The sequence below is a fragment of the Drouetiella sp. genome (genome assembly GCF_059504425.1).
Map to the genome: position 1 here is coordinate 201,052 of NZ_JCACIN010000053.1, position 16,942 is coordinate 217,993.

Here is a 16,942-nt window from a genome sequence, read left to right on the forward strand (position 1 = left end):
GAAGGTTCCATACTCCCTGAGCCTGAAATATTGAGCGGCTTGAACAATAATGCGATCGAGATCTGTGCAGAAAGCTACCGTAGAGATATACCGATGGGTATAAATTATGGGTTTTAGGTGTGCTGACCGTCTGCCCCCAATCTTGCTGTCTGGAGAGGTTTAGAAAATGTTGGAATCTTATCGGAAACATGTTGCAGAGCGATCGCTCCTGGGAATTCCGCCCCTGCCCCTTAGCCCTGAGCAAGCTTCGGATCTGTGTGAGCTATTAAAAAATCCTCCGGCGGGTGAGGAGCAGGCGCTATTAGAAATGCTGGTGGATCGCATTCCTCCGGGCGTGGATCAGGCGGCGTATGTGAAGGCAGGATTTTTGACGGCGATCGCCAAGGGCGAGATTCACAGTCCGCTTGTCTCTCCCCAATATGCTGTAGAGCTGCTGGGCACAATGATGGGGGGCTATAACGTCCACTCCCTCATTGATTTGTTGCAAGTTGAAGACGCTGAGATTGCTGGGGTTGCCACGCGATCGCTCAGCAAGATCCTCTTGGTCTACGATGCTTTCCATGATGTCGAAGAGCTGGCGAAGGGCGGCAATGCTTACGCGCAGCAGGTGATGCAATCCTGGGCAGATGCCGATTGGTTCACCCACCGTCCGGTGCTGCCAGAGTCGATCACCGTCACGGTCTTCAAGGTGCCGGGGGAAACCAACACGGATGATCTCTCCCCAGCGCCCTTGGCAACAACGCGACCCGATATTCCGCTGCATGCCACGGTGATGCTAGAAACCCGGATGCCGGGAGGCATTGAGACGATCGCCCAACTCAAGCAAAAGGGGCATCCGGTCGCCTATGTGGGCGATGTCGTGGGCACTGGCTCCTCCCGCAAGTCGGCAATTAACTCCGTGCTGTGGCACATTGGCGAAGATATTCCCCATGTGCCTAACAAGCGGACGGGTGGCTATATTTTGGGCGGTAAGATTGCGCCGATTTTCTTCAACACGGCCGAAGATTCTGGAGCTTTGCCGATCGAGTGTGATGTGACTCCGCTGAATACAGGCGACGTGATCACAATCTATCCCTACAAAGGCGAAATCACGGATGCATCCGGTGCAGTGATCTCCCGCTTTGACCTTAAACCCGACACCATTCTCGACGAAGTGCAGGCGGGTGGACGGATTCCGCTATTGATTGGTCGGACGCTGACCGACAAAACGCGAATTGCCTTGGGGCTTGCGCCGAGCGATCGCTTTGTCCGTCCCCAACTGCCAGCAGACACGGGCAAAGGCTTTACCCTGGCGCAAAAGATGGTGGGCAAAGCCTGCGGTCTAGCAGGCGTGCGTCCGGGCACCTCCTGCGAACCGATTATGACCACCGTGGGTTCACAAGACACGACGGGGCCTATGACCCGCGACGAGCTGAAAGAGCTGGCTTGCCTGGGCTTCAGCGCCGACCTAGTGATGCAAAGCTTCTGCCACACCGCCGCCTACCCTAAGCCTGTAGACATCAAGACCCATAAAGATCTGCCCGACTTCATGCATGAGCGGGGCGGCGTAGCGCTGCGTCCGGGGGATGGCATCATTCACTCCTGGCTCAACCGAATGCTGCTGCCGGATACAGTGGGCACAGGTGGCGACTCCCATACCCGCTTTCCCCTGGGGATTTCCTTTCCGGCGGGTTCGGGTCTGGTGGCGTTCGCGGCGGCTCTGGGGGTGATGCCCTTGGATATGCCAGAGTCGGTATTGGTGCGCTTCAAGGGCAGCCTTCAACCCGGCGTAACGCTGCGGGATATTGTCAACGCCATTCCCTACGCGGCAATGCAGCGCGGACTTTTGACCACCTCCAAGGAGAACAAGCAAAATGTTTTCTCCGGTCGGATCATGGAGATGGAAGGACTGCCGGATCTGAAGCTAGAGCAAGCTTTTGAGCTAACCGATGCTACGGCAGAGCGCTCCTGTGCCGGGTCTACGATTAAGCTGAGTACAGATACGGTTGCCGAGTATTTGCGATCGAACGTCGCTCTCCTCAAAAACATGGCGGCCCGTGGTTACGGCGATACCCGTACCATCCTGCGGCGGGTGGCAAAGATGGAGCAGTGGTTGGCAAATCCCTCGCTGATGTCGGGCGATGCCGATGCCGAATATGCCGAAGTGATTGAGGTTGATCTCGATCAGGTTAAAGAACCGATCGTCGCAGCTCCTAACGATCCCGACAATATCAAGCTGATGTCAGAATGTGCGGGCGATCCCATTCACGAGGTGTTCATCGGCTCCTGCATGACCAATATTGGTCACTACCGGGCAGCGGCAAAAGTCTTGGAGGGTGCGGGGCCTGTGAAGGTGCGGCTGTGGATCTGTCCCCCTACCCGCATGGATGAGAAGCAGTTGCGCGAAGAAGGGATGTATGGCACCTTTGCTGCTGCCGGAGCCAGAACCGAAATGCCGGGATGCTCGCTCTGCATGGGCAACCAGGCGCGGGTAGAGGATGGCGTAACGGTGTTCTCTACCTCCACCCGCAACTTCAACAACCGCATGGGCAAAGGCGCACAGGTGTATCTGGGTTCGGCTGAGCTAGCGGCGGTTTGCGCGCTGCTGGGCAAAATCCCCACAGTTGAGGAGTATATGGCGATCGTCACTCAAAAAATCGATCCCTTTGCCTCTGAGCTATACCGCTATCTCAACTTTGATCAGATTCCTAACTTTGAGGATGAAGGTCGGGTGATTGCCCTAGAGGATATGCCTCGGATTGAGGATATTTTTGGGATGCCAGCGGTGACTCGATAAGGGCTTGTTTAAGGGCTTTTTTGTGGAAGGGGCGCTTCACGCCCCTTCCACAAACAGGAGAGAAGCTGATATTTTGCTGCTAGCACAGTAAAAAGTTAGTTATGCAACATAGTGGTCGCCCAATTTCTTGTCAGCATTATGACAGGCATAGCATTACGTAATTGAGTTAGGACGAGTTATTTTTTGAGAGCCGCGCTCCGCGCGGCTCTCAAAAAATAACTCATTGGATCTAAGCGCGCAGCGCTACATAACCTTATTTCTACTGTACTAGCCCATATTCACAGGTCTGTTAGCAATCTGGCTTTTCGCAAGACAAACTGAAGAAACGTCTCTTGTCTAAAAATGATGTTTGCCTCTGCTTCCATGCCTGCCTGAATCTGGCATTGGCGGTTGCCCTGACCCAAAACAGACTGACTCGGCTGAATCGTGACCTCGTAGTAGCTAAGGCTGCCCTCACTCAAAGGCGGCGCTGCAAGATTAGAGGGATTCGCAGCGATCGCATCGGGAGACACTGCCGTTACCGTTCCCTGCAAGGTACCGTAATCAGGATAGGGACAGGCGCTAATTCGCAATTGAGCCATTTGTCCTGGTTTAACATTCCCCACATCCTGTAGGGCAACTCTGGCTTTCACCGTCAAAGCGTTGACCGACGCAGTGTTGACCGGAGCAATTTCAACCAGGGTATCGCCCAATCGCACCACTTGATTGACGTTGCGTAGATTCGATCGCAGCACAATGCCATCGCTGGTGGCGCGAATGACGCTGTTTTGTAGCTCCGTTTCGGCCTGTTGCAGGGCTTGCTGATCGCGCAGCCGCTGAGCTTGGATCTCCGATCGCTGCTGGATTAGCACTTCCTGCTCTCGCTTCAGCGTCGCCAGGGTGGCGCGTCCGGTTGCGACCGCTTGGGCAATGCGGTCTTGGGCAATGGACACAGGGGCATCGCTGGGATTCACGGTAGCTTCGGCGCGGACAATCTGGGCGGCAGCAGTTCTGACGGCTGCTTGCTTTTCCTCTAACTGAAGCTGCGAAACGGCTCCAGAATCTACAAGCTGGGCATATCGCTGCATTTCGCTCTGAGCCAACTGCAAAGCGGCTTCGGCAGCAGCCACATCGGCCTGGGTAGTCACCTGTCGTTCGCCAAGCTCTCGCTGGTTGCGATCGAGTTCTGACTGAGCCACCAAAACCTCTTGGTCAATCGATCGCGCTTGGGCAGCGATCTGGGTATCTAAGAGCTGAATCTGCGCCTGCATTTGCGTCAGCTGAAGCTGGCTTTGCTGCACTGTCGTGACAAGCTGATTTTTTTGCGTTTCGAGTCTGGCACGATCGAGCTGCGCTATCACATCCCCCTGCCGCACAGCCTCGTTCTCTTTGACGGCGATGCTAGCGATCGTTCCCTCTAGCTGTGCCTGCACAATTCGCACTTCTCCGTTGGGGCGAAGAGTCGCAGGAGCCTTGACCGTAATGCTGTACTTCAGCAGCGCCGCCAGAACCAAGGCTAGCCCAACGCTACTCAAAAGGATACCTCCGCCGATTGTCGTCCAGCGACTCACAGGAGGCAAAAATTCATCGGCTTTAACAGGACGGAGGAAGGGCGTTGATTTCATCTTCAGCAGGGTTTCAGCAGGATTTTAGCAAGGCCGTTTCAGGCGGTGAATTAGGGTGAGGCGGATTGTGCTTGCGCCGTTAGAAAATCGAGGTGATCGCCCAGAACCGATCGCAAATCAGTGACGGTACCTTGCCGCTCTAGCTGACCATTCGCCAAAAACACAATCCAGTCGGCTAGAGCAATCACGTTGGGACGATGGCTAATCAGAATCGTGGTTTTGCCCTGGCGATGGCTCAGAAGCTGCTTCAGCAGTTGGGCTTCGCTAGACGGATCGAGTCCAGCAGTGGATTCATCCAGAATCAGAATGGGTGGATCATTCGCCAGCGCCCGCGCGATCGCCAACCTTTGCCGCTGTCCCCCCGAAACCGTAGAGCCAAATTCACCCAGAATCGTTTGATATTTTTCAGGCAGACAGCTGATAAAATCATCGGCACCCGTTAGCTGGCAAGCCTGGACAATTTGCTCAAAAGAAAGGTGCGGATTGCCCATGCGAAAGTTTTCTAAGATCGATCGACTCCAAAAATGGGAATCTTGCGGCACTAAAACCACCTGTTGCCGCAGGCATTCCAGCGATAAATCCTGGGCGTTATACATTCCCAGTCGAATATTGCCTGACTGGGGCGGATACAGACCCGCAATCATCTTGGCTAAGGTACTTTTACCGCAGCCCGATTTGCCAATCAGCGCAATCGTTTGCCCCCCTGCAATCTGAAGGGAAAAGTTTTTGAGTAGCTCCACGCGTCCCGGATAGTGAAAATTTAAGTCTACGCAGGCAATCTCAGCAGCCTGCGGCAGCGTCACCCAGGGCTTCTTATCATCGTCCTGCGTTTCAGGCGTCGCCATGATCACTTCTTGCAGGCGGGCGTTTGCCGTTCGCACGCGAATCAGATCATCCACCAGATCGACCAGCTCATCCATAAGACCCACCACATTGCGATTCAGCGTTGTGAAGGCCAGCAGTTGACCAATGCTCAACTCCCGATTGATCACCAACAGACTCCCCATACCGAGCAAAACAGTTCCCCCAATATCAGAAACCAATCCACTAAACGTCCCGTTAAAAATGCCAATCTGCGTTGTGCTAAACATTAAATTAGCTAAACGGCCAAAGCGACTTTGCAGTTCATCCCAAAACTGAGGCGCGGCTCCTGTGGTTTTCAGGGTCAGCGCTCCCTTAAAGGTTTCGACTAGCACCCCCTGATTCTCGGTTTCTAGCACCATTGCCCGCCGCGTCTTTTGCTGGAGAATAGGCTGAAAAATCACGGTGGATAGGGTCATGACGATCGCAGCAATCACCGCAACGATCGCCAGCTTCCAGCTATAAAACACCATCAAACCCAGAGAAGCGATGGCAATGAGGATAGAGCTAGGTAAATTAACGATCACATCTGAAACCAATCGGTTGATCTCTTCGATATCTCGTAATCGACTGACGACCTCACCGCTGCGCCGCACCTCATAGTAGGTCAAGGGTAACTGCAAAATATGTTTGCCAAACTCCAAGATCAGTTCTAACTCTAAACGTTGGGCAAAGTTGGCGATCAGGTTATCGGCCACAAGCGATAGCCCACTTCTAACCAGATACATAACCACGATCGCAACCACAATTCCCAACAGCAGGCGGGTATCGCCTTGAATTAACACCTCATCGGTTAAAACCTGAATAAAGAAGGGTGAGGCTAACGACAGTAAACCAATGATCGTCACGCACAGAACTGCTTCGAGCAAAATACTGCGATAGGGCAACAGCCGCAGAAAAAATTGCTCAATCCCGCCTATCTTGTCATCATCTTGGGCATAGAAACGGCTAGGGTCAGGCTGCACCAGCAAGATCACCCAATCTGCCCAGGCTTCAGTTAGCTCTGCCTCTGAGAGATAGCGAATGCCGATCGCTGGATCGCCCACCACATAGCGATCGCCCCGTTTGCCATAAAGCACAACCCAATGATTGCCCTGCCAGTGAATCACAGCCGGAAGGGGAATATCATGGGCGCGATCGAGAATTTCAGGAGAAGCCGCAGCCGATCGCGCAAAGAAGCCTAGCGCCTCTGCACCGCGCCGTAATCCCAATAATGTTGTGCCAAGTTGCCCAGTGCCTACCGCTTCCCGCACTCGGTTGAGGGTAAAAGTCCGACCGCAGCCTTTAGCGATCGAGGCCAAGCAAGCCGCCCCACAATCTTCCTCACTATGCTGCAAGACCAGCGGGTATTTCATTGATCCCTCGTATCCTTCTCAGTCAAGATTCTCATCACTTCCAGGGATTGCGGGTATTGCTTAATGGCGGCATTTTTGTTAGGGAGAGGCGCTCCGCGCCTCTCTCTAACAAAAATGCACTCCAGAGATCAGCAACGCCAGATTGCTTCGTCTCGTTCAGTCGATCGTAAAGCCTAATGGAGGATAGATATCTTCAGAATGAGGATTGAGGTACGGCTTCTGCCAATTAAGCCCCTGCTCCATCAGTTGCTGGCGAATGGCGCTCATCCGGGCTTGAGGCGAGTCTGATTTGGTCTGCCAGACCGACAAAAGCCCCTCTGCAACCAGCTTGCAGCACTTCGTACCAAAGTCTTCGGCAGTATTTTCCTCAGGTTCTTCCGCAAGACCCAAACCCGGCGCTAGCGTCTTGGTAAACAACGGAGTCGTAGCGTGAACCTGCTCAGGGGCGATCGCAGCATAGACCTGCTGAAGTACAGGCCACAGTTGCTCGGAGCGGCTGCGCTCCACCTGCAAAATGCCCGCGTCATAGCGTCCATACGCCACCGGATCGGAGAGTACCTTGAAGACAAACGGTAGCGCGATCGCATTGAGGCGTTGCGTCAAATTTTGCATCAGGGCGATCGCCCCTGCTGGCGTCACATTGAAATAGAGTTCGATGGCTGGAGAGTCATCAGGCACTAGTCCGGCATTCCCCACTGCGACGTAGAATCCAGTTTCAATCCGGTTTTTGGGTAGACGAATGGCGACGATATCTCCGATAGAGGGCGATCGCGTCTCTGCGGGCAGATGCCGGAGCGGGTCAATATGAAGCGTCAATTCCTCCTTTTGCACGGCAAAAGTGCCGTCAGACTCTCGTCGCACCACCTGCCACTCAGGGTCAAAATAGCCTTCGCCCCAGTTGCTACGACGGAGTTGCTCATAGAACCGCACATCTAGCCCATGCACCCTATTGTTTTCCAAGCTCGGAGGGCGGTAGCCCTCTGCTTGCAAGGTTTGAGCAAATTCTTGTGTGCCGCTAAAACCAGTTTCGTCACCCAAGCAAATTTCGCCACTAAAGTAAATATCGTAGAGATAGTTCTGTAGCTGAGCCTTCAAATATCCCCGCTGAAGATCTGCGGGCAGCATCGGGAGGCGGGAGGCGATCGCCTCTGGAGGCTGCGATGGGCTATAGCGGGGATGGTGAATGCAGCAATGTGCCTTGATCTGAATGTGGTTCACCAGATCCTGTAGCGGTGTCTGTTGATGAAATGCATCCCGATTCAGGGCATCCCGATTCAGGATATCTTGCTCCCCTGAAAGTGGGCGATCGCAGGTTCCCGGTTGAGTCACTTCTGTGGATGTTTTCCCTTTTTCTACAGATGCCCCGCTCTGTCTACGCTGCGCCTTGAGCGGTAGCTGAACTTGAGAATCTAGCAGATCAGAGACTGTTAAACCAAACACAGTTTCGATCGCCTGCAAAGGACTACACAGAAGCGTTTTAGCCACTTGCAGCATACAAATTTCGATGTTACCAAAGGGTTCCTGGTAGTGAAGCTTTGTTTGGATACTTTCAATCAAGGCCATCCCCGTAAATTGCATCACCCGCTCCACAAAGTCAGGAAAGCGTTCTAAGATTTCTGGGAAATGCGCCAGATACGATCGCACCAAAGCAACCATGGAAGGCTGAATCACCTCTAGGGGAACAGAAGCCAGACGCAGCGCCAGATTCAGATCAATGCCTGCCCTGACCACAAGACTTTTCAGCCAGATTTTGAGATAGTTGGCGACCAGAGTGCCGAGGTCAGAAGCTGGATCTCCCCACAGCCATTTCTCCCAATCAATTAGCCGAATCGCAGCCTCTGATCCTGTCAAAGCCGATGGAGGGAAAGCGCGATCGCCCTGCAACAGCAGAGATTCCCATTCATGGTGCAGCAGAATATTGCTGAGCTTCAAATCATTGTGGATGAGACAAATGGGTTCATAGACGGCATTGAGTTGGCGAATAGCTTGCCCCAGGCTGTCGTAGCGCTGGTATAGCTCATAAAACTTCAGACCATCCGCCGATATCGCCCCAAAGCTCTCAGGTGTCAGGTTTTCAAGTTCATGCATCAAGTCAGGAACTTTTTCAGTTGCTTCATCGTCTTTGTCTTCGACGGTATCTTTGGCCGCCAGGAATTCTTTATAGTCTTGGCGATCGCAACTGATGCGGTGGACTTCAGCTAAAGCGGCTCCTAAAGCAGTGGCAATTGGACTGGAAAAACGACGATTTTGCGTGTAAAAATCATCAAGATCGCAATAGTTTTTCAGATAGTTAAAGGCAACAATAGAATGCTTTTGATCGAAACGGATGGCTTCTGGCAGCAGAGATTTAATTTGGCTGAATTCTGAGTCATGCCTAACGAGTTCATAGACCTGCCATTCATGCAAAAAATCTCCATTTGTGTCGCCCTCTTCATCATGCGGCTCTTGCTTAATCAGAATGCTGGGTTGCTCTGATGCTTGACTCGGAAAATGAATGAGGAGATTGAAGTTTTTGCAGGTTTTTGACTCAATTTGTCCGCTGTTTTGTGCGGCTGAAATAATCTTTTTTTCAATCAAATATTGAAAAACATTTTGACTGCTCAGTAGAAACACCATATTTTACAAAGTTTTATTCTCACCTTTAACGCTAAAGCTCAGCCTGCTAACGCCAAACTTTTATCCTGACTAGAGCACATCCCAAGACTTGCTAGAAAAATAGATTTTCCGCACGCCTCGCGTGCGGAAAATCCAAAGCCTAATGGCGACTCACTGGCCTAGCTGTTGCTGTTGCTACGGCTGCGAACCACACGCCGACGCGCCTTCCTGACACGACGCTTCTTTTTTCTCTTATTAGAACGACCGCTTTGCGATCGCTTTCCCCCTGTAATAGTTGACTCATCTTCCTCAGACAAATCCTTCAAGAAGCTTTCTGATCCCAAAAATAGAGACATCCCAGCAGGATACAATTCATCAATCAACGGACTAACCATTAGTAAGACTCCATTGCGTTAAACAAGAATTAGGGTAGAAATAAAATTAGGCAAGTTGAAAATCAATGCGTTGATAATCAAATATCTACTTCTACACCTTCTTAGAAAGTAATCTCTGTACAGTTTTGATTCAACCTTCGTGAGAACTTTCTCATGTTCCTCTTAATTACTCCTCATCTTAAAGAAAGAAGAGTGCAATATAATTGTAAGTCACCCCTCTAAAGCAGTATTTTTTCAAATAGAAGAATGTTCAAGAACAGAAAGAATTTACGCGCTTATTAATATCTCATGAAGATTTGAAATGAGGCATAAAAAGTTATGCTCTTAACCGATAGCCCATGCCTCTAATTGTTTCAATCACATCACTGCCTAGTTTTTTTCGCAGATAGCCAACATACACATCTACAATATTAGAACCTGGATCATAGTCATATCCCCAAACATGATTGAGTAACTGCTCCCGACTCATAACTTGCTTGGGGTGGCGCAAAAAAGTTTCTGCCATGATAAATTCGCGCGCAGACAAATCCACTTGGCGATCGCCTACTTGAGCTTGACGGGTACGCAAATCCAAGAGAACATCGCCAGCCTGAAGCACCTGCTCATTTTTTCCACTAGGTTGACTATCAGCAGCCTGATGATTCCGCAGCCGGACTCGCACTCGCGCCAGCAATTCTTCAAATCGAAACGGTTTCGTCATATAGTCATCGGCTCCCCCTTCCAGACCAGCAACCTTATCACCAATGCCATCCCGCGCTGTCAGGATGATAATGGGCGATGTCTTGCCCTGCCCCCGTAGCTGCTCCAACAAGCTCAATCCATCCTGGTCAGGAAGCCCAAGATCCAGAATGAGTAAATCAAACTCATGATTCAATGCCATTGAGATGGCATCTGCCGCATTGACTGCTACTGCCGTGGTGAATCCATTCGCTTGAAGACCCTTCTCCAGAAATGAAACAATCCGAGGCTCATCTTCGATAATTAAGATTCGATTCATAAAACTATTTTTGAAGAAAATTGTAAGAAAGCAGATAGGGAAGCTTAAGGATAAAAGTCGAGCCACGGCCAAGCTCGCTGGTAACCTGAACAGAGCCGTGGTGCGCTTCTGCGATCGTCCGCACAATAAACAACCCTAGCCCCGCCCCTTCCGAGCGCTGGCGACTGTTAGCAGCACGCGCAAAGCGCTCAAAAATGCGCTGCTGATCGGCTAAAGCAATGCCATCCCCTGTATCTCGCACCCAAAACAGCATTTGATGGTGCTTCAAGACTGAACCCAGTGCAATCACATCTCCCGGCTGGGTGTGCTGGGTCGCGTTTTGCGCCAAGTTAATCACAGCTTCAGTAATTCGCTGGCGGTCAATGACAATTTTTCCCATACCTTTGCCATCCAATCGCCAATCGCGATCGGCTAAGGCTTTAGCTTTGGCAAACAGCTCATCTGTAAAAGCAGCGATATCGACCACCTCTAACTGAAGAAAATCAGGGCGCTCGGCTTTGGCTAGCAGCAGCAGGTCATTAATCAGACGACTCATGCGATCGAGTTCATCAATTACCAGTTCTAAGGTTTCCTGCTGATCCTTAGGGTCAGACCCCATTAGCTCTAGATGTCCTCGCACAATCGTAATCGGGGTTCGCAACTCATGACCTGCATCATTGATAAAGTTGCGCTGACTGTCAAAAGAAGACTGAAGGCGTTCCATCATTTCATTAAACGTGATGGCAAGCTCAGCAATTTCTCCTCCCTCCTGCACAGAAATCCGCTGGCTCAAGTCAGACTCGCTCACCGAGCGAACGGTCTTAATTAACAACCGGAGCGGAGCCAGCACTCGCCCTGCTGCGACCCACGCCAAGGATGAAACTAGCAAAAAAATAGCGATCGTGACCTGAATAATGACAAAAACTGCTTCATCGACCTTATGGCGTTCCCCTGTAGCCGAATATGCTACTACGAATACGCCATGATTGTCCCCTCGAATCAATGGCTCAGCGCGGTAAAGGATCGTTTCGCCTGTGGCAAGGCTGATCTGGCTATGTTCACGTTGCGTCAAGCTTGCCCAAGACTGAAGCAGCGCCTGATTCTCCCGCAAGGCAGGGGGCAGGGCAAGGGGGCTAGACTGATATAACTTACCGTTGAGCAGCGCGATCAAAAACTCATCCTCTGCAGGAATGTTGCGCCTCAAAAATACATCAAAAATAGCAGCAATATTTCCTGCAAACCGTTCACCCGTTTGGGGATCTCGTCCCTTGGTTAGCCTTTGAAATTCTTCAATTTCTTGGGTTAAAGAGGCCTCAATTCGTTCTTCTAGCCGAGAAAAAAGCGCTTGACGAATGATTAAAGTTGAGGCGATCGCAGAAGAAAACATGAGAACAACGTACCAAAGCAAAATCTGAGTTCGCGCCTCTCCCAAAAATTTCCAGCCAGATTTAGACTTTTTTTCCGTCATGGTGTTGCCATTGTCTTGTTGCCGTTATTTACCTACTCAATATCAGTAAATCGCAAAGTCCTCTTATTTTTTCAGTTTGCAAAAACTCTTGTGCCCAGGTGTAGCCATAGGTCATCTAATCCTCAATTTATCCTCTGATTGTGAGTAATGTATGGCAAAGTTGACTAAAATAAGCCCTCTCTCAACACAAGAAAAGGGCTGTTTGTACCCATTCATTATGGGTGCATTCAATTCAGTTTCTCGCCTCCCGAACGATCGCCTCAGCCAGTATCCTTTTACGGTTCCATCAGGCAAGTGATATCAATTTAAATTGATGAGGCTCTCGAAAATCATCTGCCTTGTTTGGGTCTTAAATTGGTATGAATTAAAAAAAGATCGGAACTGAGAATATATCTAGACTCTAGCCTGGATAAGCTGGTGAAGACGATCGCCACCATTATCTAAAATTTGCAGAGTAGCAGTACTGTTTGTGCCGATCGCCGCATTGCCAAGACCTGTTACTGAAAAGTTAATCGTTTCTGTACCTTCAACAGTCCCATCTTGGATAATTGGAATAGCTACTGTCTTACTCGTTTCTCCAGCAGCAAAGTTGACGGTTAAGGGAAACCCAGCGGGAGCGTGTCATCTTTTTGGGTAGAAAAATGGCACACATTGCATTCAGTCTGGCGCGATCGTCCTCCTTCAACGGGATCTCGACCCGCTTCATCATCGCCTGCCATGTTGCATAGCTTTTCTATTGTATTAGTAACCCTTGTATTAGTACCCCTTACAGCCAGAGATACGCATCTCTCTCAAACCCAGCATGATTTTCTGCGATATCTTGCTCAAGGCAAAGTTGCTGAGGGATTAGTGATATTCTCTTTAGAACGCCCATCGATACCTTCACTGGTATTTCAATAGTCACAATCAAGCGTTTGAGTTAGGAGTAAGCAGACACCATCGCAAACGATCTAATGAGCCGTGCCGCTGGTACAAAAGAATGTTTGATGACGGCTGCTTCTACCGGAAAATGTCTCGATTTCTATGAATCCAGCAATCTTTAGCATCGCTTCTACTTCCGTAACTTCATAGGCAACAAATCCGTGCTGGGAAAATTTCTGTTGGTCTAGGAATTCCTTGGAGCTGTAGCCAATCACCAATTTCCCGCCTGAAACTAAAACTCGTTGACACTCCGCCAGTACATGCTGTGGATCTGACCAAAAATAGAGGGTGTTGACTGTACAAAGTTGATTGAAATTCTTCTCTGCAAAAGGCAATGCCTTCGCGTCAGAAAGACTGAGTTCGATGCTACCTTGGCTGAGCTGAGAGCGAAACCGCTGACGAGCGATCGCCAATGCCTCTGGCGATCGCTCCACGCCCGCCACTAAAGCGGGCATCCCGGTATCGACAATCCGCTGAATTAGATAACCACCGCCAAACCCAATTTCAAGAACGCGATCGCCCGTCTGCAACTGCATTGACTGCAACACGAGGTCGTTTATAGCGGCATTATTGCGATTGAGCACTCGCAGAAGTAGCCGCCCAAACCAACCTGATGGAAACCCAAGCTGATGGGCAAGAAATGCGCGGAAGGGGTTTGCCATAGATCTATCCTGTATAAAATTCCTGGCTGCCATGTTTCTCACCCTCTGCTATTGACGCTCTGCCATTTCAAGACTCAAGCGTTTCTGAGGCACTCGCAGCAGTGAGACACCCACGATCAGCAGCCAGATTTCCCATAAGATGAAGCCGATCGGAGTTGTTTCAATCACGGGCATTGTGGGAATTGTCGTTGCCAGCAGCTCACTTTGCCCCAGCAGCAGCAGCGGTGTGGTCAGCAATCCCCACCAGACTACCCAGGATTTGAATAGGGGCGACGATCGCATTGCCCTACAAACGCCCCATGTCCAGCCCATCAGCAACGTCTGTCCCAGATGCTCGCCAATAACGACACCGCCATACTGATGCACTGCCTGATAGACCACGCTAACTGCCTCGCGGGTGGCTGAGCTAGAGCTAGTGACGTAGAGATTTGCCAACAGCGGCACTACAAATACCCAGCGCATCAGCCCGATCGCCTGAAGGATACCAGACAGCCCGCCCATAAAAGTGGCGATCGTCAAGTAGGGTGTATCGGGGCGATCGAGAACTTTGTGCAGCAGAAGGCTTGCCGGAATAAATAGGAATGCCGCCAGCCCAAAAGCAAACCAAGTGAGAATCAGCGATGTTCCCCCGGCATGAAACTTTGTCAAAACATCGCCGACAGGTTGGCGCAAAATGTCGTCATACTCAAAGGTTTGAATCAGTAGCGTGTAGGGAATATTCAACAGCAAAACGAGTGAAATCAGCAGTAGCCCGGTTGTGCGAATAAGCGGTAAGCGGTTCATTAAAAATTCCTCCCCATAGTATAAGTGCAGCGAGCAATAGCGCGGTATCGATCGATTGATAAAAGAGTTTCATTGAGCGTTCTTCTCGCTGTGCCAATACTTCCGCAGCGATCGCTCTATCTGGAATCTTTGAGCCACCCAGGCCAGCGTGTTGATCAACCCGTTAAACAAGACAGGCGGTATGCCCACAGGAATGGTGTCTGCCTGCTTGAGGAGAATTGCGAACTGTAGCAAATGGGTCGGCATTCCTTCAGAGTTGACCTTGCCATCGATCGCCAATCCAAACATCCCTCGAATAAAGCGTTCAAACCCAGCTGCGGGTCGATTTTCAGTTGTAAATGTCACCCATTCATTGGAGCTATTGCAAAAGCTATGATGCGTTCCAACAGGCACATGAACGCTTTCACCGGGCTTCAGCCAGCGACGATTGCCTTTCTGCCCCACCTCCATTTCTAGACAGCCTTGCAGCACGGTGAACGTTTCATCCATGGCAGTGTGAAAGTGAAGGGGGCTGCCTTTAGCTCCGGGGGGTAAGTCAAAGCGAATCTTGGCATAGGTGCCTTGACTTTCATGGGAAGCCTGGAGAATGGTCATCCGATCGCCTGTCACCGGATTGACAATGATTTCGGCGGCGGGCGAATGAGAAGTTTCGTGGGTTGAAAAGTTTGGGTGTGTCATGGTCTAATGCTTCCTGTAGCGGCGTTTGATGTAGCGGCGTTTGATGTAGTTGCCAACAGTCCAAAGGTAAGGCGTTCTGCTAGGGTAAACATTGACGCGCCGCGCCAAAAAAATGACTGAGAGCGCCAATCTCAAAGGTTGTGCAGAAAGGCTGATGCAAGATGCAACGTTCTCGATCGCGATCGTGCGAGACATCGTGCAATATGTGGCGATGCAAGGCGGCGAGATCGATCGCCTGTACACCGCTGCTCATATTGATCCTGCCTGTCTAGACAATCCCGATCAGCAGGTTTCTGGAGAGGTGCTGAAGTATCTATGGCGAGAGGCAGTGCAGCAAACGGGCGATCGTAATTTGGGCTTGCACATTGGCGAAGCTTTTGACCTTTCGGCGATCGGCATTGTGGGCTATGTGCTGCTGAACTGCAAAACCTATGGGCAGGTTCTCGAAAAACTCTCCCAGTACACGCGGCTGTTTAGCCAAGGCGTAGCGATTCACCACAGGGTTTCAGACGGCTGGGTGCAGTGTGATTGCGAAGTCGTAGCAGGTCTAAAAAACTACCTAATAGACGAGCCGCGACAGCCGATCGAAAGTACCTTTGCTGCCCTCATCACCGCCACACAGCAGCTCACCGGAAATGCCTTACAGCCTCAAGCAGTCTGGTTTCAGCATCCTCGCCCGGAAGAGGATGCCGAGCATCAGCGAATTTTTCACACGAAGGTACAGTTTTCTCAGCCCACCAATCGCATTATTTTTGCTGCGGATTGCTTAGATTGGTCAGTGCGATCGGCAAATGCCAACCTGCTCTCCGTGTTTGAACATCATGCCGTCACGATGCTGAATGCCCACCCAAATCAGACTTATCTCCAGAAAGTCGTGGGAGCCATCACGCAGCAGTTGCAGGGAGAAGTGCCGACGCTAGAGGCGATCGCCCGCAGCCTCACCCTCAGCGTCCGCCAGCTTCAGCGAGAATTGCAGACTGAAAACACTTCCTATCAGCAGCTTCTAGACGAAACTCGCCGCGATCTTGCCCTGCGCCACCTCCAAGATTCAGAGACTCCCATTCACGATGTCGCCTTTCTGCTAGGGTTTTCCGAACCCAGCGCTTTTTACCGCGCCTTCAAACGCTGGACGGGGCAGACCCCCCGGCAGTATCGGAAAAATTTAATCTAAAATCCAAAATCTAAAATCTAAAATAAGATCACTCGTACCCAAGGCTACTCCATGTCTGTTGCTCCACTTACCGCTATTCCTGTTGACCAAATTGCCTACAACGAGCAGGGGCTTGTGCCTGCGATCGTCCAAGACTATCTCGACGGCACAGTATTGATGATGGCGTGGATGAACCGTGAGTCTCTGCAAAAGACAATGGAAACAGGACAAACCTGGTTTTGGAGCCGATCGCGCTCATCGCTTTGGAACAAGGGCGCGACCTCTGGGCATTTGCAGTACGTCAAGTCTTTGCGTTACGACTGTGACAGCGATGCGCTGCTGATTAGCGTCGAGCAACAGGGCGATATTGCTTGCCACACCGGAGAGCGAAGCTGCTTTCATCAGGTGGAAGGCGCCATCCAGGCTCCCCCTGCGGATACCCTGTCTCAAGTCTTTGAAGTGATTTGCGATCGCCGTGACCATCCCAACTCGGAATCCTATACCTGCAAGCTGCTTGCGGGGGGTGACAACAAGATCCTCAAGAAGATTGGCGAGGAGTCGGCTGAGGTGGTAATGGCTTGCAAGGATGATGATGGGGAGGCGATCGCTGGAGAAGTTGCCGACCTGCTCTATCACACGCTGGTGGCGATGGCTCATCACAAGGTAGATATCCGGGACGTGTATCGCAAGCTTCAGGAGCGTAGAGGGTAGAAGGGTG

General features: G+C 51.0%; 13 protein-coding genes. 3 read left to right on the forward strand and 10 right to left on the reverse strand.

Annotated features, from left to right (window positions below; all coding sequences use genetic code 11):
* Positions 1 to 166 precede the first annotated feature (166 nt).
* Positions 167 to 2,776 (forward strand): bifunctional aconitate hydratase 2/2-methylisocitrate dehydratase, encoded by a 2,610-nt coding sequence (gene acnB, locus AC5JMP_RS13975; protein ID WP_495852085.1) that lies wholly within the window; start codon positions 167 to 169, stop codon positions 2,774 to 2,776.
* Between the two features lie 278 nt (positions 2,777 to 3,054).
* On the opposite strand, the gene AC5JMP_RS13980 is transcribed toward acnB, so the two are convergent.
* The 10 genes from AC5JMP_RS13980 to AC5JMP_RS14025 form a co-directional block, all read right to left on the reverse strand.
* Positions 3,055 to 4,380: a beta-barrel domain-containing protein gene (locus AC5JMP_RS13980; RefSeq protein ID WP_495852086.1), complete on the reverse strand. Its 1,326-nt coding sequence runs from the start codon at positions 4,378 to 4,380 to the stop codon at positions 3,055 to 3,057.
* 50 nt (positions 4,381 to 4,430) lie between these two features.
* Positions 4,431 to 6,596, reverse strand: a complete 2,166-nt coding sequence (locus AC5JMP_RS13985; protein ID WP_495852087.1) for a peptidase domain-containing ABC transporter — start codon at positions 6,594 to 6,596, stop codon at positions 4,431 to 4,433.
* A 156-nt stretch (positions 6,597 to 6,752) separates the two neighbouring features.
* Positions 6,753 to 9,212, reverse strand: a complete 2,460-nt coding sequence (locus tag AC5JMP_RS13990; RefSeq protein WP_495852088.1) for a T3SS effector HopA1 family protein — start codon at positions 9,210 to 9,212, stop codon at positions 6,753 to 6,755.
* Between the two features lie 158 nt (positions 9,213 to 9,370).
* A complete protein-coding gene (locus AC5JMP_RS13995) occupies positions 9,371 to 9,586 on the reverse strand; it encodes a hypothetical protein (RefSeq protein ID WP_495852089.1) in 216 nt (71 codons plus the stop codon).
* A 316-nt stretch (positions 9,587 to 9,902) separates the two neighbouring features.
* Positions 9,903 to 10,583 carry a response regulator transcription factor gene (locus tag AC5JMP_RS14000; protein WP_495852090.1) on the reverse strand — a complete coding sequence of 227 codons (681 nt, stop codon included), beginning with the start codon at positions 10,581 to 10,583 and terminating at the stop codon, positions 9,903 to 9,905.
* Between the two features lie 4 nt (positions 10,584 to 10,587).
* A complete protein-coding gene (locus AC5JMP_RS14005) occupies positions 10,588 to 12,030 on the reverse strand; it encodes a sensor histidine kinase (RefSeq protein WP_495852091.1) in 1,443 nt (480 codons plus the stop codon).
* Between the two features lie 596 nt (positions 12,031 to 12,626).
* Entirely contained in the window at positions 12,627 to 12,749 is a 123-nt protein-coding gene (locus AC5JMP_RS14010; protein WP_495852092.1) for a hypothetical protein, read from the reverse strand.
* Positions 12,750 to 12,980: 231 nt separating this feature from the next.
* Positions 12,981 to 13,613: a class I SAM-dependent methyltransferase gene (locus AC5JMP_RS14015; RefSeq protein WP_495852093.1), complete on the reverse strand. Its 633-nt coding sequence runs from the start codon at positions 13,611 to 13,613 to the stop codon at positions 12,981 to 12,983.
* 48 nt (positions 13,614 to 13,661) lie between these two features.
* Entirely contained in the window at positions 13,662 to 14,396 is a 735-nt protein-coding gene (locus AC5JMP_RS14020; protein WP_495852094.1) for a DUF4386 domain-containing protein, read from the reverse strand.
* Between the two features lie 69 nt (positions 14,397 to 14,465).
* Entirely contained in the window at positions 14,466 to 15,074 is a 609-nt protein-coding gene (locus AC5JMP_RS14025; protein WP_495852095.1) for a cupin domain-containing protein, read from the reverse strand.
* Positions 15,075 to 15,228: 154 nt separating this feature from the next.
* Here AC5JMP_RS14025 and AC5JMP_RS14030 point away from each other — a divergent pair, with 154 nt between their 5' ends.
* Positions 15,229 to 16,245 (forward strand): AraC family transcriptional regulator, encoded by a 1,017-nt coding sequence (locus AC5JMP_RS14030; protein WP_495852096.1) that lies wholly within the window; start codon positions 15,229 to 15,231, stop codon positions 16,243 to 16,245.
* Between the two features lie 51 nt (positions 16,246 to 16,296).
* Positions 16,297 to 16,935: a bifunctional phosphoribosyl-AMP cyclohydrolase/phosphoribosyl-ATP diphosphatase HisIE gene (hisIE, locus tag AC5JMP_RS14035; RefSeq protein WP_495852097.1), complete on the forward strand. Its 639-nt coding sequence runs from the start codon at positions 16,297 to 16,299 to the stop codon at positions 16,933 to 16,935.
* The last annotated feature ends 7 nt before the right edge of the window (positions 16,936 to 16,942 follow it).